The organism is Dyadobacter sandarakinus (assembly GCF_016894445.1).
GTDB classification, from domain to species: Bacteria; Bacteroidota; Bacteroidia; order Cytophagales; family Spirosomataceae; genus Dyadobacter; species Dyadobacter sandarakinus.
On record NZ_CP056775.1, the window covers coordinates 1,992,179 to 2,011,100 of the forward strand.

Annotated in this window: 18 protein-coding genes and 1 pseudogene; 9 read left to right on the plus strand and 10 right to left on the minus strand. The window is 48.2% G+C overall.

The features are described 5' to 3' along the window. Positions 1 to 242: 242 nt before the first annotated feature. From HWI92_RS07885 to HWI92_RS07895, 3 genes are read right to left on the minus strand one after another with little or no spacing between them, the layout of a single operon-like run. Entirely contained in the window at positions 243 to 1,226 is a 984-nt protein-coding gene (locus HWI92_RS07885; RefSeq protein ID WP_204662461.1) for a glycoside hydrolase family 43 protein, read from the minus strand. Positions 1,227 to 1,272: 46 nt separating this feature from the next. Beyond that, entirely contained in the window at positions 1,273 to 2,643 is a 1,371-nt protein-coding gene (locus HWI92_RS07890; RefSeq protein ID WP_204662463.1) for a HAMP domain-containing sensor histidine kinase, read from the minus strand. Continuing rightward, positions 2,640 to 3,317 carry a response regulator transcription factor gene (locus HWI92_RS07895; protein ID WP_204662465.1) on the minus strand — a complete coding sequence of 226 codons (678 nt, stop codon included), beginning with the start codon at positions 3,315 to 3,317 and terminating at the stop codon, positions 2,640 to 2,642. Before HWI92_RS07895 ends, HWI92_RS07890 begins: the two co-directional genes overlap by 4 nt. Before the next feature lie 184 nt (positions 3,318 to 3,501). On the opposite strand from HWI92_RS07895, the gene HWI92_RS07900 reads away from it, so the two are divergent. The 5 genes from HWI92_RS07900 (at position 3,502) to HWI92_RS07920 (ending at position 10,045) form a co-directional block, all read left to right on the plus strand. Continuing rightward, positions 3,502 to 4,875, plus strand: coding sequence for a TolC family protein (locus HWI92_RS07900; RefSeq protein ID WP_204662468.1), 1,374 nt, complete (start codon positions 3,502 to 3,504; stop codon positions 4,873 to 4,875). A 23-nt stretch (positions 4,876 to 4,898) separates the two neighbouring features. After that, positions 4,899 to 8,072, plus strand: a complete 3,174-nt coding sequence (locus HWI92_RS07905; protein ID WP_204662470.1) for an efflux RND transporter permease subunit — start codon at positions 4,899 to 4,901, stop codon at positions 8,070 to 8,072. Then, on the plus strand, positions 8,053 to 9,147 hold the full coding sequence (locus HWI92_RS07910) for an efflux RND transporter periplasmic adaptor subunit (protein WP_204662473.1): 1,095 nt from the start codon (positions 8,053 to 8,055) through the stop codon (positions 9,145 to 9,147). Before HWI92_RS07905 ends, HWI92_RS07910 begins: the two co-directional genes overlap by 20 nt. Next, positions 9,131 to 9,511 carry a YidH family protein gene (locus tag HWI92_RS07915; RefSeq protein WP_204662476.1) on the plus strand — a complete coding sequence of 127 codons (381 nt, stop codon included), beginning with the start codon at positions 9,131 to 9,133 and terminating at the stop codon, positions 9,509 to 9,511. The genes HWI92_RS07910 and HWI92_RS07915 overlap by 17 nt, the downstream gene beginning before the upstream one ends. Before the next feature lie 393 nt (positions 9,512 to 9,904). Further along, the gene (locus HWI92_RS07920; protein ID WP_204662479.1) at positions 9,905 to 10,045 is read left to right on the plus strand and encodes a hypothetical protein; all 141 of its coding nucleotides are present in this window, start codon (positions 9,905 to 9,907) and stop codon (positions 10,043 to 10,045) included. A gap of 36 nt (positions 10,046 to 10,081) precedes the next feature. Here the strand turns inward: HWI92_RS07920 and HWI92_RS07925 are convergent, their stop codons facing one another. Continuing rightward, entirely contained in the window at positions 10,082 to 10,927 is an 846-nt protein-coding gene (locus HWI92_RS07925) for a helix-turn-helix domain-containing protein (protein ID WP_204662482.1), read from the minus strand. A gap of 167 nt (positions 10,928 to 11,094) precedes the next feature. Between HWI92_RS07925 and HWI92_RS07930 the strand changes: the two genes are divergently transcribed. Next, positions 11,095 to 11,919 carry a 3-keto-disaccharide hydrolase gene (locus HWI92_RS07930; RefSeq protein WP_229249098.1) on the plus strand — a complete coding sequence of 275 codons (825 nt, stop codon included), beginning with the start codon at positions 11,095 to 11,097 and terminating at the stop codon, positions 11,917 to 11,919. A gap of 267 nt (positions 11,920 to 12,186) precedes the next feature. On the opposite strand, the gene HWI92_RS07935 is transcribed toward HWI92_RS07930, so the two are convergent. Further along, positions 12,187 to 12,663, minus strand: a complete 477-nt coding sequence (locus tag HWI92_RS07935) for a GNAT family N-acetyltransferase (RefSeq protein ID WP_204662486.1) — start codon at positions 12,661 to 12,663, stop codon at positions 12,187 to 12,189. A gap of 55 nt (positions 12,664 to 12,718) precedes the next feature. Between HWI92_RS07935 and HWI92_RS07940 the strand changes: the two genes are divergently transcribed. Further along, the gene (locus HWI92_RS07940) at positions 12,719 to 13,465 is read left to right on the plus strand and encodes an amidohydrolase family protein (RefSeq protein WP_204662488.1); all 747 of its coding nucleotides are present in this window, start codon (positions 12,719 to 12,721) and stop codon (positions 13,463 to 13,465) included. Positions 13,466 to 13,491: 26 nt separating this feature from the next. On the opposite strand, the gene HWI92_RS07945 is transcribed toward HWI92_RS07940, so the two are convergent. The 4 genes and pseudogenes from HWI92_RS07945 to HWI92_RS25270 all read right to left on the minus strand — a co-directional run bounded on the left by HWI92_RS07945 (position 13,492) and on the right by HWI92_RS25270 (position 15,468). Then, entirely contained in the window at positions 13,492 to 14,010 is a 519-nt protein-coding gene (locus HWI92_RS07945) for a hypothetical protein (RefSeq protein ID WP_204662490.1), read from the minus strand. 152 nt (positions 14,011 to 14,162) lie between these two features. Next, positions 14,163 to 14,609, minus strand: a pseudogene (locus HWI92_RS07950) (glycosyl hydrolase 115 family protein); the annotation flags it as partial. Between the two features lie 12 nt (positions 14,610 to 14,621). Next, the gene (locus HWI92_RS07955; RefSeq protein WP_204662492.1) at positions 14,622 to 15,194 is read right to left on the minus strand and encodes a hypothetical protein; all 573 of its coding nucleotides are present in this window, start codon (positions 15,192 to 15,194) and stop codon (positions 14,622 to 14,624) included. A 163-nt stretch (positions 15,195 to 15,357) separates the two neighbouring features. Beyond that, positions 15,358 to 15,468: a RagB/SusD family nutrient uptake outer membrane protein gene (locus HWI92_RS25270; protein WP_229249366.1), complete on the minus strand. Its 111-nt coding sequence runs from the start codon at positions 15,466 to 15,468 to the stop codon at positions 15,358 to 15,360. On the opposite strand from HWI92_RS25270, the gene HWI92_RS25275 reads away from it, so the two are divergent. Then, positions 15,424 to 15,930, plus strand: a complete 507-nt coding sequence (locus tag HWI92_RS25275) for a hypothetical protein (protein WP_229249433.1) — start codon at positions 15,424 to 15,426, stop codon at positions 15,928 to 15,930. The two genes, HWI92_RS25270 and HWI92_RS25275, sit on opposite strands and share 45 nt — an antisense overlap. Then, the gene (locus HWI92_RS25280; protein WP_229249100.1) at positions 15,923 to 16,126 is read left to right on the plus strand and encodes a helix-turn-helix domain-containing protein; all 204 of its coding nucleotides are present in this window, start codon (positions 15,923 to 15,925) and stop codon (positions 16,124 to 16,126) included. The genes HWI92_RS25275 and HWI92_RS25280 overlap by 8 nt, the downstream gene beginning before the upstream one ends. A gap of 111 nt (positions 16,127 to 16,237) precedes the next feature. On the opposite strand, the gene HWI92_RS07970 is transcribed toward HWI92_RS25280, so the two are convergent. Then, the gene (locus HWI92_RS07970) at positions 16,238 to 18,895 is read right to left on the minus strand and encodes a T9SS type A sorting domain-containing protein (RefSeq protein ID WP_204662494.1); all 2,658 of its coding nucleotides are present in this window, start codon (positions 18,893 to 18,895) and stop codon (positions 16,238 to 16,240) included. Positions 18,896 to 18,922 lie beyond the last annotated feature (27 nt).

Here is an 18,922-nt window from a genome sequence, read left to right on the forward strand (position 1 = left end):
GCGGTGAATATGGACCATAATACATAAAAGCGTCCGGTCTGAAAACTAATTACACCAAAAACATGACAAACTCGAATTACGCGCCGTCCCCTAGCTGGATCCTGTGTGAGTGTAATATCCTGATAAAATCCTTTCAACAGGCGAAACCATTAACTTCGTCTTTTACGGCAACTATAGCCGCGGCTGCAAACTCATCGACCTACAATCACACTCCCCATTTCCTTCATCCCCGTTGGCGCCAGCTATTTTTCTTTTATGACCGGAACAATCACTTCGTCTGCTTTTACGCTGAATTCGTAAACACCCGCTTTTTCATCCCATTTTCTGACAACCGGAACGATACGTGTACGGCGTGGTCCTACTTTTCCTGGTGAGTTGTGAATGTGATAAGTATAATATAATTGTTTTCCGGGCCCATCAAAAAGGTCGCCGTGCCCGGAGCCATTCTCACCAACAATCGATCGATGAATTATGGGATTACCTTTATATTTTACCCATGGCCCGTAAGGCGAATCGGCGACTGCATAGCCGACCGCATAATCGATATTTTGGAAATGATTGGCTGAGTAAAACAGGTAATATTTGTTTTTAAGTTTGACTACCGTCGGCCCTTCCATTATAGGGCTGGATTTAAAGTTCGGTGTCGCTTCCCAGGGTTCTGTCTGGTTGAAACATCTTTTTAGAGTAGCCGGATTAATCTTTCCGGTTTTCAAATCAAACTCGGCCACATGCAGATAATTTCCTTTATCAAAGCGAACATGATACAGATAGTATTTACCATCGGTATCCTTGAAAATATAAGAATCAATATTCTTTCCAGAACCATCAATCGGCCCGACTTCTTTTTGTTGGTAAGGACCCGTTAACGATTTTGATTCGGCCAATACAGTTTGTTCGTCGGCTGTATACGTAATGTAATAAGTGTCTTTTTCCTTAAAAATTTGCGGTGCCCAAAAGCCTTTGGTCCCAAAAGTATGGTCGCCTTTGGTAAGGATCATACCTTGCGGATTTTTGGATTGTGCAGGTACCCTCCATGTTTTCAGGTCTTTTGATTCTAGAAAAGAAAATCCTTCCGGCCCGTCACCGTCACCTTTCGATCCGGTGAGGTAATACGTGTCTCCTTCAACATAAATAGTCACGTCGGCAAAGAAAATCTCACGCTGCTGTTGCGCCAGGGTAACTAATGAAGAAAGCAAAAAAATATAAAGAATAAGAATCGATTTCATTCCAAAAGCTATGTTGGTAAATGCCTTAAGGTAATTGGAATTTTTATCAGCTCAACGGCAATGCAGGCAGTTTTACAGACACAATAGTGCCTGCCATATTTCCGGAATGAATGATCAGCTCACCCGAATGCAGGTCAAGTATCTTTTTTGCCAAAGTCAATCCCAGCCCGAAGCCCGACCTATTGCCCACATTTCCGGCACGCATCATGGGCATAAACACGTCTTTCGACTGGGCTTCCGGAATACCGATTCCCTGATCTGTGATTGTGATCATTACCCATGATTCGTCGCAATCCACTTCCAGGTCAATGGGTTTTTGCCCGGAATATTTGCTGGCATTGTCCAGAATGTTTGTGAAAACGGTACGAAGCAAAGTGGTATTTCCAAGAATGCGGATTCTGGAACTATTTTCTGTAAACCGGTCCGAAAGCTGGAAGTTGATTTCCTGATCAGGGTACTTTTCGCCGAAATAGCTTATGGTATCCAGGACAGTATCGACGATATTAATGTCCTCTTTCAATCGGTCGGATTGTAAAACCTCTACCTCGGCGAGCCGCAGCAAGGAGTTGGCAAGATCAATGGCACCTTCCAGCCTGACCAGTGCTTTTTCAAGGCTTTGTTTTGCTTCAGGCAAGCTTTGGTCATAAGCCAAAGATGTTTCCAGGATCCCTTTTACAACCGTTAGCGGCGTGCGGATTTCGTGCGAAGCATAGGATACAAAGTGTTCCTGGCTAACGGCCAGGCTTTGCAGCCGGCTTAAAAGTTCGTTAAAAGAATTGGCCAGATACCCCGCCTCATCCTGCCGGTTGTCCTGACGCAGCCTGAATGTAAAATCGTTTACCGCTGCCGGGTTCATTTGCCTGATCAAACCATCGAATGGGCGCATGGCGCTTTTGGCAAACCAGAAACCGACTAGCGAAATGATGATTAGCAGGATCACATTTCCGCTCGCCAGAATAAACAGCAGGCTTTCGCTAGCTTGGCGGCCGACTACGTCAAAGGCAGTCACGACTGAGATATAACGCATCCCGCCACTTTCGAAAGACAGTGCAACGCCCTCCTTTTCGTCCTGCCAGGGCCCTGATTCATAATCGAAATACACTTCTTTCTCTCGCGCCTCACTGAGCAGGGCCGGTGTCAATTGATAATCATTTTTGCCCGATGATTGATAGATTACCTTGTTGGTGTTATCGAGCAAAATCTCGTGCTGATCAGGAAGCGTCAGGTAATTGGAGCGGTGAAACTCCGGCCTGTTTTCCAGGTAGATTTGCCCCGCCAATGCCCTGCGTTGCAGGCGCGTATGCATCAGTGACTCACGGTAAGATTCGTAGGTTTGATAAATAAAAATGGAGAACAGCAGCAACAATGTAGCTACCAGTAATCCAAACCCAATGGTGATGCGCTGCTTGATGCTCATGGCTCGGCTCCCAGCAAATATCCGACACCAAACACGGTATGCAGCAGTCGGGGTTCATATTTGTCGATCTTCCGGCGCAGATAATTGACATACACGTCTACCACATTGGTATTGGTGTTAAAATGCACATCCCAGACGTTTTCAAGCAGGTCTACACGGTTGATCACCTTGCCCTGATTAAGCATAAAATATTCGAGCAGCGCGTATTCGCGAGCAGTCAGCTCGACGCGCTCGCCGGCACGCCACACGCGGTGCGAATCGGTTTCCACTTCCAGATCAAGCAGCTGCAGACGCTTCGGACGCGGCGCGCGGGAAGGATGCCGCCGGGCCAATGCACGCAGGCGAAACATCAACTCCTTGAATGCAAATGGTTTGGACAGATAATCATCGGCGCCGGCTTCGAAGCCTAGTACCTTGTTGTCCAGACTCCCTAATGCTGTGAGCATAATCACCGGTACGGCGGGCCAGTTTTGTTTGATAAAGCGGCACAGGTCAAAGCCATTCAGACCGGGCAAATTCACGTCCAGCACGATGACATCGAATTTGTTTTCATTGACCATACTTCTACCGACTACCCCGTCGAAAGCCACGGACACAGTCACTCCCTCGGATTGTAAGCCCTTTTGAATGAACTGCGTTAGCTCGATGTCGTCTTCCACAACCAGGACATGCATACGGATTTTACGCGTTGTTTGATTTTGTAAAAATAAGGATCACAACCCGAACCGACGACAAATCTCGGGCTTCTCACCAAATTCTAATGACCTTCTCAATACCCTCTAATCGGCTCGCTATTTAATTTGAAACTGAGCCAGTCAGTGCGCTGGCTACCATGTAAGTGCCGAAGCAAATCATTTCATGAAACGTACCCTGTTCTTATTCCTGCTGATTTTCCCGATCCTCGGCCCGCCTGCCACAGCGCAAATGCTGAGCATGGAAGAGGCGGTGGAATCCACCATTAACCATTACCCCACGCTGGCCGCACAACGGTCGGCCCTCGAAGCATTTCGTGCCAACCTGCAGGTGCTGCGCGACAACCGCCTGCCCAATGTGCGCCTGCACGATCAGGTGAATATGGGTACCGCCAATGGTCTTTCCGGTTCTTATTTTTCACTGGGACTTATTGTACCAACTGCCGGAGGTCGTCGGCCGGATAACAGTGCGGAACTGGCTTCGGGCAACATTGCACTGGCCACTGCCGACTGGGAAGCGTACAATTTCGGCCGGTTCGAGGCAGAGAATAAGCTGGCGCGCGCCGACATCGCTGTGGGTGAATCAGGCCTGGAACGCGAGCAGTTTAATTTAAGACAGGTGGTGATCAACACTTACCTGGACTTGGTGTGGCTGGGACAAAATCTGAAAATAGAGCAGCAAAACCTGGCCCGTGTGGATACGGCGCGCAGGATTATTAATAACCTCGTGTTTAATGGAATCCGCCCCGGACTCGATTCGTCGCTGGCGGCTGTGGAGCTGTCGCGAGCCAGGTTGAGTTACTACCAGTTGCAGGAAGAATATCGCCGCGCGAATGTGCAGCTGGCAACGCTGACGGGCAGGCCGATCAATGAAATGCAGATCGATACTGTTTTTAATGCGCGGCTACTGCTAGGCGAGCCGTTGCCCAGTGACGTGCAGTCTGGACATCCGCTGCTGCGCTATCGGGATAACCTGCTGACGCGCCAGAATGCGGAGATCGATTTGATCCGAAAGTCGGCGCTGCCGAGGGTTTCGCTGCTTACTTCCGTCTGGGCAAGGGGAACAAGTCTGGACATCGACAACAACTTTGGTCCGTTGGGCCGCGGCTTCGGTTACAGCCGGAGCAATTTTCTGGTGGGCGTCGCTGCTACGGTGAACCTCACGGATTTCAAACGTGCAAAGACCCGCACAAATCAGCAACAATGGCGGGTCCGCGAGGCCACGAGTCTGCTCAATGTCGAAAAATTGCAGCTTCAAAATACGGTTACCATGGCCGATTCGGTGATGGCGACGATCCGGCTCGCTTTGCAGGAATTGCCTGTAACCCTACGCTCAGCCAATGCGGCCTATCAACAGCGGTTATCCTTATATAACAATGGGATCGAAAACATCCTTGCGCTGACCGACGCCTTGCAGCTCCTGACCCGAACTGAAAGACAGGTCATTGAAGTACAGCGACGCGCGGTTTCGGCACGGTTGCAGAAAGCTTACGCAACCAGCGATTTCGATCCGTTTTTTCAACTTTTCCGTCGACCCTAAACCCGGCTTAATCCAAGCGATATATGTTATCAGCCTCATTAAAACGTCCTGTATCCGTGATGGTACTCATTGCAGGACTTGTCATTTTTTCAATCTTATCGGCCACCAAAATCCCGATAGATATTTTTCCCCGGCTCAATTCGCCCGTCATTTATGTGATTGAGCCTTATGGTGGTATGTCGCCCGCGCAAATGGAAGGTTTCTTCGCGACCCGGATGCAGGACCAGTTTCTGTATGTTGGCGGGATTAAGGAGATTTCCAGCAGAAGTGTGCAGGGACTTACTGTTGTGAAGCTTGCCTTTTACGAAGGCAGCGACATGGCGCAGGCGGCTGCCGAAGTGGCGATCCAGGTGAACCGCGCTATGAAATTTTTCCCGCCAGGCGCATTGCCGCCCCAGGTGGTGCGGTATGATGCGTCCTCGGTGCCGATCGGCGACCTGGTTTTCAGTAGCAAAACACGCTCACTAAAAGAAATTCATGAGCTGGCCGTTACCCGAATCCGGCCGCTGTTTTCGACCGTGCCCGGCCTGACAGCGCCGCCACCGATCGGAACCAACTCGCGGACCATTGTCATTAACCTGGACCCGCAAAAGGTACGAAGCCTGAATATTTCACCCGACCAGGTAGTGGAAGCGCTTGCGGCAAATAACGCCATGACGCCATCGGGAAACATCCGGGTCGGCAATACATCTTACATTACTACCCTGAATTCGCTCGAAGAACAGGTCTCCGATTTCGGCCAGATTCCTGTCACCACCGACGGGCATCGAACCGTTTTCCTTCGTGACCTGGGTAATGTAGCCGATGGCTCCGATGTGACGGCCGGGTATGCCCTTGTCAACGGCAGCCGATCGTCTTACATTCCGGTGGTCAAAACTGCCGACGCGTCCACCTGGGACGTGGTGACCGCATTGAAAGCCAGGCTGCCTGAAATGCGGAGCCTGTTGCCTGACGATATTCAGGTCGCTTATGAGTTCGACCAGTCTGTTTTTGTGATCAATTCTGTAAAAAGCCTGTTGTTTGAAGGGGGCCTGGGGGCCATTCTTACAGGCTTGATGGTACTGCTTTTCCTCGGCGACTGGCGTTCTTCCCTTGTGGTAATCATTACGATTCCCGTCTCGATCGTGGCCGCTGTGCTGATGCTCAATCTGGCTGGTCAGACGATCAATATCATGACTTTGTCCGGGTTGGCATTGGCGATCGGTGTTTTGGTCGACCAGGCCACGGTGACGATCGAGAATATCCACCAACACCTCGAAATGGGCAAACCCAAGAAGCAGGCGATTTACGATGCCTGTAAGGAAGTCGCCCTGCCTTTGCTGCTGATCCTTCTTTGTATTATTGCCGTTTTTGCACCGTCATTCATCATGTCGGGCGTGCCTCGGGCGATGTTCCTGCCGCTTTCACTTTCGATTGGGTTTGCAATGACAGTATCTTATTTCCTCGCGCAAAGCCTGGTTCCGATCCTGGCGAACTGGATGCTGAAAGAGCACGGACATTCGGAAAATGAACTTGCAGAACCGAAGATTACCTTTTTTGACAAAATCAAAAACGGCTTCATGCGGCAAAATCAGCGATTTGTAAAAAGTAATAAACTAATGGTCTGGATATATCTGGTGGTCATTTTCGCATCAGCCGCAGCGGGTTTTATGTGGATTGGAAAAGATATGCTGCCACAACTGAACTCTGGCCAGATGGTAGTACGCATGAAAATGCCGGACGGAACACGGCTGGAACGGACCGAAGAAAAAGTCAGCCAGCTACTCGCGCTGGTAAACGAAGCTTCCGACAATCACCTTTCAGTATCGTCGGCCTATGTGGGAGTAGTGCCGACCAACTATGCGACAACCAATTTGTATATCACCACGAGCGGCTCCAATGATGCGGTGATGAAAGTTGGCCTTGACCCTGAATACAAAACCAATATGCAGGATTTGAAAGAAAGGATCCGAGGATTGGTGGCAGAACAAATGCCCGAAATCACCCTGTCTTTCGAACCGGCGGGCCTGACTGAGAAACTAATGAGCGGAGGCGCATTCACGCCCATTGAAGTGCAGGTAGCAGGGCGTGATATGAAGGAAATTGAGGGTTATGCTAATAAGCTGGTAAAAGGGCTTTCGGAGCTGGACCACCTGCGCGATGTGCGCATTATCCAGCCGCTCAAATTTCCGGTGATCAACATCAAGCTCGACCGTCAGAAGCTGGCGACAATGGGACTGAGCCTGCAACAAACCGCCCGCTCAATCACCGCGTCCACATCGTCCAGCCGCTATACCGAAAAAAACCAGTGGCTCGACCAGAAAGCGGCTTATACCTATCAGGTGCAGGTGCAGATTCCTGAATATGCGATGCGTAATATGGCGCAGTTGCAGGAGATACCTTTGGTGGCAGGACAGCCCAGGCCGGTCCTCGCGGACGTAGCTACATTTTCGGTTGATACTTTGCCCGGCGAATACGCCCGGATCGGGCCGCGGCGCTTTGTGACGGTATCGGCCAACATTCATCACCAGGACCTGGGCAATGCGACTAGATCCGTCGAGCAGGTGATTGCCAGCCTGGGAGCAGCTCCGAAAGGTTTGGTAACGGAAGTTAAAGGAATGTCGTCGCTGCTGACCGAAACACTGGATAGCTTGCAACTCGGATTGGGCATTGCCATCGTCGTGATTTTCCTGCTGCTGGCAGCTAATTATCAGTCGTTCAAATTATCCCTCGTGATTCTCTCGACAGTGCCGGCTGTGATTGTCGGCTCCATTGTATTGCTGCTTTTGACCAACAGCACTTTGAACCTGCAATCCTACATGGGCATCATTATGTCGACGGGTATCTCGGTCGCCAATGCAATCCTGATCGTGACCAATGCGGAAAGGCTCCGCTGGGAATACCGGGACGTCCGAAGGGCCGCGCTTGAAAGTGCCGGCCTCCGGTTACGACCTGTTTTGATGACAACATTCGCAATGGTGGCTGGGATGGTACCGATGGCATTGGGCACAGGTGAAGCCGGAGAACAGGTAGCGCCGCTCGGCCGCGCGGTGATCGGCGGACTTATCGCCTCCACTTTAGCCGCACTTTACATTGTACCACAGGTTTATGTGTTTTTACAAAATAAAACAGCCTACAACGACCCTTCGCTGCTGCCAACAGACAATTCCATTTTAGACCTAAAACCCGATCATTCTTATGAAAAACATAGCATTTAAATCATTGACATTCATGCTTGGATTGGCTGCATTGAGTAGCTGCTCCTCTTCGGAATCAGCGGATTCCAAAACAAAAAATAAACCCGAGAAAAAGCAGGCAGCTACCAAAATCGGTACAGTGACGGCCATGAAAGTGGGCGAGCACGTCCAGCTACCCGGCGAATTCCTCGCATTTCAGGAAGTAAGCATTTATCCCAAAGCCGACGGTTTTGTGGAGAAAGTACTGGTGGATCGCGGCAGTAAGGTCAGCAAGGGACAGGTGCTGATGGTGCTAGAAGCGCCTGAGAAGGAAGAGCAACTCGTGGCTGCGAGGTCCAATTATCTGAAAGCGAAAGCCATGCTGGTAGCCAGTCAGGAACATTATAAAAGACTCAAAGCCAGCAGCGGCATTCGTGGCTCGGTGTCAGCCCTGGACCTGGAAAGCGCTCATGCCAAGATGATGGCCGACAGTGCAGCGGCCATGGGCGAGCAGGCAAATTTCGGTGCATTAACCAAGATAAAATCCTATTTGGTTGTCAGGGCACCTTTCGATGGCGTGATTACGGAAAGAAATGTCCACCCGGGCGCATTGGTAAGTTCAGGCGTGCGTATGCAGGGTGCAATGCTTACCTTGCAGCAGCAAGACAAGCTCAGGCTTGTTGTAGACGTTCCTGAAACATACAGCGTCGGATTAAAGCAAGGCAAAGAAGTTACATTTACCGTTAACGCAATGCCTGGCGAGCAATTCAAAGGCAAGATTAGCCGGCGCTCGGGCAATATGAACCAGAAGTTTCGTTCGGAAACGGTGGAAGTGGACGTCAGCAATGCGGGCCGCAAAATCAAGCCTGGCATGTTTGCCGAAGTGGTGTTTGAACCCGAAACCACGCACGGTTCGCTCACAGTGCCGACATCGGCAATAGTGACAACCACGGAAGGTCAATATGTAGTGAAAGCCAATGCAGGTAAGGCCGAGTTTGTGGAAGTACGCAAAGGCCAGCAGTCTCAGGAAGTGACTGAAGTGTTCGGGGCACTGAGCCTGGGTGATAAAATAGTGACCAATCCTCGCGACAATCTGAAAAATGGATCCTCAATATAGAAAGCAAAACCCGAACGATCATCTCGCTAATGAACGCACATTCCTGGCCTGGATCCGGACGAGTATCGGAATCATGGGCTTTGGCTTTGTCGTGGTCAAGTTTTCATTGTTCGTCCGGCAGATTACTGCGGTGCTGGGGCACAAAGCGGAAGCGCCATCAACGGGTTACTCGCCTGTGATTGGCATTTTACTGGTCGCCCTTGGCGCCGTGGCTACTTTGTTTTCCTATATCCGGTATATAGATACCAAAAAACAGCTAAATGCGGGCACTTACTATCATTCCTCGCTGCTGATCCAGATCATGACAGTGGTAATTTTTCTGGTTAGTGTTTTGCTGATTTTTTATCTGGTGAAAAGTATTTGAGAGTTGTCATTTTGAAAAATTGAAAAGACACCAAGCGCTGAATGAAGGACAGCTTCTTAGAGAGCCTGCCTAGGTCGAGCAAGTGATTGGGTTGGTTCACGTCGAATTCCATCTGCTGAATAGCTGGTGGCATTTCTAGCACTGCATTATAAGAATTAATGACACTAAATCTCCAATTGTCTTGGGTAAGGTTGTCGTAGTCGTAAGCAAAATACATTTTACCCATCTTCGGAGGGGCAGCGGCATAAGTTATAATCTGCAAACCACTATAACGGACCGGTAAATTTTATCTGGATAAAGTAGATGGGCAGGCAGGATGCGCCAACAGGACTACTACTGCTCGGGAAGGGCTAAGGCCACTTTTTTTCCAAAAATCCTGCAAAAAGCAGATTAATGCTCCGCGGCGATGCACGTTCCAGTGATTTGCTCCCTAATTCAAAAAACCAGCTGCTGCTGCTCACTGCCATTCATTCAAAAGGCATTGCGGTCAACAAGATTCGTCAGAAGAAAACTGAACTGGCGCGAGCTAAGTAGTTTGTTGCTGCCAGCTTCCTCAACCAAGGCAATGCATCAGAGCTGAGCAACAGCATTTCGGAAAGACACCGGAGACACTCCTGTGTATTTGCGAAACTGTTTGCAGAGATGACTTTCGTCAGTATAGCCAAATTCGTCAGCAATTTCGGTAAGCGTGCGATTGCTGTACAACAGGCGCGATTCGATAATCCGGACCTTATAGCGAATGATATAATGTTTTAGAGATTCGCCTGTGTGTCGCTTGAAGAATAGACTGACATAAGTAGGTGCGTAGTTAAACGTCACCGCCAAATGCCCGATCGTCAAAAATTCTGGCTGAAAGATGTGCTGCCTGATGTGCATTAAAATTGCTTCGATCGATGCCTTTTTTACCTTATTGCTAGACGACTGACTGAACAAATTTCGCGCAAGCACCAGCAGCATGCTTCTCAAAATACTGTCGCGCACTATTTCGAAATAAGCCGACCGCTCATTGGCACATTCCGCTTCCAGCGTAGCCAATAAATGCAGCAACTTTTGCTTTTCCAATTTGTCGATCACAATGGAGCCTCGGCTTTGAGATGAGGTATTGAGTAAGGCTTTGATAATCGGCTGCCAGGCAGGTTCTGACTGCCCAAATTGCTGCTTATCAATGGATTCTTCGAACCGGACAAAGCAAAATTCAGTAGTTTCTGCGATCTCAAAATGGTGAAAATCCTCGGGCCCAAGTAGGAATACGTCATCGCTAGCATATTCATAGGCGTGTCCGTTGATGTGGTGCATGCCGCTTCCGTTCAGGATAAAAATGATTTCAAAATATGTGTGCTTGTGCACCGAATGCTCCCAAACATCGGCTTCAAAATGATAGATGCTGAATGGTGCGTGGAGGATATATCTTTTCATTTATTCAAATCTTCATGTAAACCTACCGCTGGATAATGGATTTGTACTGAATGCCGGTAACGTGCATTCTTAATTTTGTCAGATACACGAACAATCTATTTAACTAATCTGACCCGAATATGCGAGCAGCTATTTTACTTTTAACGGTACTTTTAAGCCTCTTTACTTTGACCTCGTGGCAAAAGAAAGAAGAATGGACTGTTTTGCTGGATAAAGATATGAGTCAATGGGAAAATTATCTCAGCTACAAACACAAAAACAACTATAATGGAAAGTTACCAGTAGATGCGGCAGGGAAGGAAGTTGCGCCAATGGGTTATAACAAGGATAAAGGTCAGGTTTTTTCAGTGCTGAATGAGGCGGACGATCCCGTTTTGCGCATCAGCGGGGAGATTTACGGTTGTATTTTTACCAAACAATCCTACAAAAATTACCACCTCAAACTGCAAACCAAATGGGGCACTAAGAAGTACGAGCCCAGAGTTACTAAGCTACGTGACTCGGGTATCCTGTACCATTCAACGGGTGAAGCAGGCGCTGAATACTGGCGTACATGGATGCTCTCGCAAGAATTTCAGATCATGGAAGGGCACATGGGCGACTACTGGTGCCAGGCCAACTCGGCGATCGATATCCGATCGTTTCCTTCGGAGGGCGTGATGAGCCGCGTCGCAGATGATAAACAGCCTTTTGGTACCTTCAAGTCAGGCAGCGATTATTTCTGCATGCGGTCATTTAATGACGAAAAGCCTGATAATGAATGGAATACGCTGGAACTGATCTGTTTCGAAGGGCAAAGCTTACACATTGTGAATGGACATGTGGTCATGGTGCTGAAAAATTCGCGCTATATCAAGTCCTACGGGCAGGAGGTGCCAATGATCAGCGGTAAAATCCAGTTGCAAAGCGAAGCAGCAGAAGTCTTTTACCGCGATATCCGCATCAAACAGCTCGACGCCATGCCGGCTGCATACCTGCAGTATTTTCAATAAAACAGTATATTGTTGTCGCGGATAGTGAATGGCAATGGTTTCTGGATATGATTCTGCCAAACGATAAACATGAGCAAAGATGTATTCACGACTCTGAAACGAGATTTATTGTTGCCATTCCTGCTGGTTTGTATCTAATGGATTTAGTGTTTTAATCAACAACGAAAGAAAAACATAATGTCTGACAATTTCAATGTAAGACATTGTCCAATTCAGAGAAGCCTACAAATTTTAAATAGAAGTTTCTTATTAAAAAGGGGCTAGTAATTAGTGTTCTTTATTATTAATGTTTAGCTTCATTCCCTCGTGGCTGTCTACAAACCCCAATGTGTAGTAAAATTTTAATGCTTCCGGTCGCCTCTTATCAGTGGTCAATTGCACAAGATAACAACCTTTACTTCTTGCTCGATCAATTGCGTAGTTGAGCATCTGTCTACCAATTCCTTTACCGCGATATAGTGATCCTACCCTTACTGCTTCTATCTGAGCTCTTAAGCCTCCTTGATGTGTAAGGTATTGAATGAAAGTAAGATGATATGTTCCCACTATCTCGCCATCTAATTCAACAATTGTCAACTCATGGTTTTTTTCTTCCTGAATATTTTTGAAGGCTGCAATGTAACGCGGACTGATTTTTGTTCCCGCATTTTCTCTTAGAGCCCCTAGAGAGTCATCTAAAAGCATCTCAATAATTTTGGTTAAGTCGGACTCGATGGCTAACCTATATTTCAAATTTAACGTCATATCTTTGATATTAACAGGATCGGATAGTCAACTGGATAAAGACTTTAATTGCAATATGAAAATTTTTGATGCACATTTTCACATCGTCGATCCACGATTTCCGCTAGTCGAAAATAATGGCTACTTGCCTGACCCATTTTTGGTGAATGACTACAAACAATCGTTTTCGAAATATACAATCTCGGGTGGAGCTGTGGTGTCCGGATCATTTCAGGCCTTTGATCAAACCTACTTGATTGATTCCCTCAATTTGCTAGGTGATAACTTTTATGGGGTTGCAAATATTGCGGCTGATACCCCTAAGCAATTACTAGATGAATTAAATAATTCGAATGTCGTCGCTGTGAGATTTAACGTGAAAAGAGGCGGATCAGAATCACTTGACAAAATAGAATATCTCTCGAACTACCTTTACGATCTCTACCAGTGGCATACTGAATTATATATTGAGAATAAGGATTTACCCGCACTCCGATCTTTGTTAGGTAAACTGCCCAAGTTTTCAATTGATCATTTAGGGCTTACCTGCGAGGGCATATCAGAACTTCTTTATTGGGTTGAACGCGGTATTAAAGTGAAGGCGACTGGCTTTGGGCGGATCGAAAATGACCCGGTTGAGACAATGCGGCAAATACATTCTATCAATCCAGGTGCATTGATGTTTGGGTCGGATTTACCTTCAACGAGATCAAAAATGGCGTTTACCGAAGCAGATATTGACCTGATCATGACATCGTTTGACCAAGCTGACCTAAGTGCCATTCTCTACGACAATGCGCAAGGCTGGTATACCAGTGGATAGTGTAAGCTTCGCTGAGGCGCATCAAATTACCGAATAAACACACTGCCAACTCTAACATAATCATCCTTACTTCCGTACACCGACTTTTTCTTATCGCTCCATGCGGGGTGTTTTCCCAACGGCTCAATGATGAGCCGATAATTGCCAATGGCCAATGACGGACTGACAAATTTGAATGATGTTTCCGTAGCCTTACTATAAAAATCGGCCACTGACGAATAAATAGCGGCGCCAGAGCTGTCTTGGAGCGTAATTTTGGCGTAGCCACTATTGCTGTCAGATGATCCCTTTAACGCGACCTGATGACCATAAAATGGGATCGTCAATTCGGAGCCTTGTCGTTTTACTTTCAGACCGGAATTTGCCGGCTGCCAATCACCAGTAATTTCCATTTTTTCTACCGCTTGGGCTTTAAAGTTGTGATCTACCTGGTACCAGCGGCCAGTTTCATTAAAATACCAGCTTTCATAAAAGCCTGGCATACCTATCTGATCACCCTTGGTCCATAGCGGCTGCCAAACTTGTGTCGCTGCCGATCCTTGCATTGGATATGACCACCGGTCACCCATATACATAAAAAGGGTGTCGCTACCATTGATCAAAGGAAATACAAATGAGCACTGAGAGTTCCATGTTAAAGAGCCTTCCGGCGCGAAGTTCCCTTTCTTTGTCCACGGTCCCTCCAACGATTTCGATGTCAGATAGTAATTGTCATTCCTTTCCAGCTCGTCTTATTTGAAAGCAGCCAAAAATACTGCCCATTAACTCTTAACATAGCGGGAGATTCTCCACCGGGGGCAGCTCCCGAAACAACCGTTTTAACGACTGATTTATAGTCGGATTCCCAGTATTGCTCCACCTTTTTCCGGTTGGTGACGAAATTGAAACGGCCCATTGTTTCCTCATTCCATTCGCTCACGTTATTGCGCAACATTGGCTCGGCGTGCGATGAACCAACTACAATTTGATAATCCTCTGCGGCTTTGATATTACTGGAATAATGATAAAATGCCTTTGTACTCGGATGCATCGCCGGCCATATCAGGTTAGCTTTAAGACGCAATAGCAGCTCGAAGACCTTTGCATAGGTTTTCGGGCCGATGTCTCTGGTTTCCGGTTCGAAGGTTCGGGCCGCCCACGGTTGTAACCCCCAGTCCTAATCATTGATAAATATTCCCCGGAATTTGACCGAAGGTGACGCGGACGTATGGTCCGGTATATCCAGCGACAATGTTTTCCGGCTTACCGGCACCGCATCCGCCCACCAGTACCAGGGCGTAACGCCGATCTTCTCCGAGATCGCGAATACACCATAAGCAGTTCCGCGCACGTCGCTGCCGGCCACAATCAATGCCTGGCCAATATTTTTGAGAGGTTTGTTCAAAACACAGAGGGAGTACCGCTCCCATTGCCCTTTCAATGCGTGGTCGACACCTTTCTTTACAAAATGGTTTACAATGGAAGAGTCGACACGCCCCAGAACGATCACGCTCCCTTTCGCTCCGGCCAGGTCTGTTCCTACTTTCGGCAGATAGCCGCTCACCCTTTTAATACCGGCGGCCAGTAGATGCGCAGCGATCGAGTCGAGTGCCGGCCCGCCTTTTTGGTAATAGATAAAAATTTTTGTTTGGGCGGTAACAAGGTCTAAGCGCGTGGCAAAAGACGCCTGAGTCATAAAAATCAGTAGCGCAACAGCCTGCATAGCCCATTTACAAGCTAAAAGTTTCATTTCGAATAAATTAGTATAGCAAATTACGGTAGCCAGGCATTTCTGCTGGCTACCAGTTGGGGTTAATACTCAGGATTTCGCGGATATCCTTCCATATCACGGTCAATAACCGACTGTGGAATAGGACGTAGGTAATATTTCTCGCTCATCCCACCGGGGTTGGCTATCCGGGTGAGTGGGTTGTGCTCGGATACCCGGTCCAGGCGGGCGTGCGTTTCAGGTCGAGCCAGTGCTTGTATTCGCCAGCCAACTCCCGGGCGCGCTCATCGAGGATGAAATCGGTGTCGACACTCGCTGCGTATTGTGGGTAAGAGAAGGAGAAATGCTGCTGGTAGGAAAGAATCAGGTGGGCACCCTGACGAAAACACCGACTCTGGGCGAAAGCTATGAAAGCATCATCATCACACTGAATGAAGATATGCTGCGCAAGATTGCTTTGGAGGAACATCTCGAATCCCGCACGAAATATGCCGGTTTGTCCAACATTCCGATCCCGTCCAATCCTTTCCTGGAAGGTTATTTCCAGTCTATCATCCCATATATCCGAAACACTTCGGAAAGGATGACCGAGGTGATGGAGATATTGAAAGTGAAGGAGCTGATCAAGCTGCTGCTGCATCACCCGCCCCAGCTGCAATCGTTTCTGTTCGACTTCTCCGAACCTTACAAGGTGGACCTGGAACGCTTCATGCTGCATAATTTCAAATACAATGTACCCTTAGAAAAGTTTGCGTAGCTTACCGGCCAGAGCCTGGCTGGACTCAAGCAGGGATTTCAGGAAAACGTTCGGCATACCTCCATGGCACTGGCTGCTGGACAGGCGCCTGACGGAGGCAAAACACCTGATTGAACACAGGCAGCAAAAACCATCGTCGATCTATCTCGAAGTCGGATTTGAAAGCCTTACCCACTTTTTACACTCCTTCAAATAGAAATTCGGGAAAACACCGACGACGGCCGGATCCGACGCTGCCTGCATATCACCTTTATATGTAAAAGGGAAGGCTTGCGCCTTCCCTTTTACATGCATGATCATCGGTTAACTATCGGGTAATTATCAGCTTATGTGAGCTCGATGTGCCGTCTGCATTGGTCATCTGGATGATATACAATCCCGGCTGGGCACGGGACAGATCGATGGTCTGGTTTGCCGTGGCTTTTGAGCGGTAAAAGATGTTTCCGGCAGCACTTGTTACCGTCACCGTTTTCACCTTTGACCCGTTTTTATGATCAATCGTTACCCTGTCTGTGGCAGGATTTGGATACACGCTGGTCGTTTGTACCTGATCAAATGTAACGTTACGAATGCTGCTGTATGCAAAACTGCCGTCCAGATCGACCATTTTGAGCCTGTACAAGTTACCCTCGTAAAGTGCGGGCGTCAAATGGGTCCAGTGGTAGGTTTTTGTAAGTACACTTTCGCGGGCGGCCGCTACATTTCCTACTGCTTTCCAGGAAGTACCATCCACGCTGTGCTCAATCAAAAATTTGTCGGCTTTCTGCTCCATAGTGGTTACCCAGGTGAGGTTTGCCGTGTTGCCTTCCGCCTTGGCGTCAAAGGATTGCAATACCACAGGCAAAGGCTTATCAAACTTGACCGTGTAAGTCGCAGGCGCACTTTCAGCTCCGGAATTATCCAGCATTACATAATCAAAGCTCAGACTGTCATAACCGGCTCCGGAAAATATAATCCGCAAGGCCCCGGGATAAAATTCGAAGGTAGACGTGGTATCTGCCGAACTGAAATTAACCAGCAGCTGTCCGTGTTTAGGCAACTTTGAAATTCTGAATCTTTTGTAATAATTCGTCTCCCCGTCTTCCGTATCAGATCCTTTCAGTCCCGGCAAACCCTGCTCGGTATCATCCAGTGAAATCATCTGGTCCATGGTCGGGGTAGCGATCGGAAGCGTCATTGGCATCGCCACGGGCCTTCTGTTGATGGCAAAAACAATTTCTTCATAGTTCTCCTGGTCTGCCATCAGGGACAACGCTCCGTCCCCATCTGTATCCGCCTGCCAGTTCCAGCCCATTAATGCTTCGCCGCTTGTACTCCACTCACTGTCGAGCGCCCGCAGCGCAGATTTTATATTCAGTTTGAGCGTATAATATCCCGGCAGAACACCTTCCATTGTAAAGGCTCCGTTTTCGACCGGTACTGTGGTAATCACTTTCTGATCTTCCATCAGCGAGATGTACAAACCTCCCGGCAGGTCATCTGTTTTTTGGTCAAAGCCATCATAACCTCCATTGCCGTCGTGGTAAACCATACCCGACAGCTTAATACCCCGTACCGCGCAGGCGGCCAAATCTGAAGAGCTTACGTTCCCGTCATCCGTATTGGAGAAGGTATTGCCGCTTCCGAGAAACGCAAATGCAGAAGGCTGGGAGTTATCCTGGTTCTGGTAAACCGACGCAGCAGATAGTTGTAGTTTGGAATCAGAAATCAGGAAGTTGCCCCTCGAATTGTAGTTGGCGATATCACTGCCTTTTATATTAACCTGGTTGTTGATCTTATTGCCTGCGAAGAGCGTTTTTTCAAGAGAAATAACAGATGAGAAGTAGTTCATGATCGCACCGCCCTGCTCTTTGTACATGGTGAAGTTGTTGACAAACCTCGACCTTACAAAATTCCAGTTACCTGCATTGAATGTTCCTACTGCTCCACCGCGTGACGCTCTGTTTTTGTAAAAAACCGCGTCCGCAACAACGCTGCCATCCTCATTCAGTGACTTTTCAGCGAAAATAACCCCACCATCGGCGTAGGAAAGGTTGTAGTAAAATCTGCAATTATTGGAAACCAGCTGCGCCTGATACAGGCCGATTGCCCCGCCACGGAAACGCGCATTGTTACCGGTAAAAGAACAATCGTTCACAGTCAGGCTGGAAGAATAAGCGTAGAGCGCCCCTCCTCCTCCATCGGAAAAGTTGTTACAGAAAACAGAACCCTCGATCCTGACTTCATTATAGCCCGCCCCGGCATTGTACACTGAAACAGCTGTACCACCAGAACCGGAGTTATTGGAAAATGTAGAATTTGAGACGATCAATTTGGTGGGGCTGCTAAATTCCATGGCAGCATACCCGGTCAGCAAAATACCCGCCGGACCCTGTAAACCTTTGAGGTTGTAAAAGTTACATCTTTCAAATGTAAACGTCGACCCGCGAAGACCTACGTAAACTGCGCCCTGGGAAGTAGAAAAATCATGCAATGAAATATCCGTGAAGGTATAGCTGCCATAACCTTCGGTTTGTAAAAACAGACCGCCGGAAGGCAGGCTCTGATCCGGAATCTGGCCGGCATAATCGATGCCTTTGATATCGACTACGTTGCTGATGTCCTCTGCATTGGTTTGCTGCGCACTGTAAAACGAAATGGAGTTGCCATCCTCCATGAGAATGTGGGTAGGATACTTGCCGGGGCTGTTGCTGGTCAGGTCTGTGCCGGCCGAGCCTGGCCAAAATCCACCCTGAATGAGAATATCCCCTTCCGAAAGCTCGGTAGTGGAACTTACGGTGTAGGTACCGGCAGCAATATAAATACGGGTGCCGGCTGCCAGCGTACCGGTGGGAATGGTGCCGGTAGCATCATCCCAGGAGTTTCCAGTGCCTAAGGCACCTTCCTTCACAAAAATGGCCGTCTGGGCGTGCGAAAGGCCGACAGTCAACAAAAAGAGCATGAGTGATTTGTAAAATACCCTCATAAAGAAGTCATACAGTTTTAGTTAGAA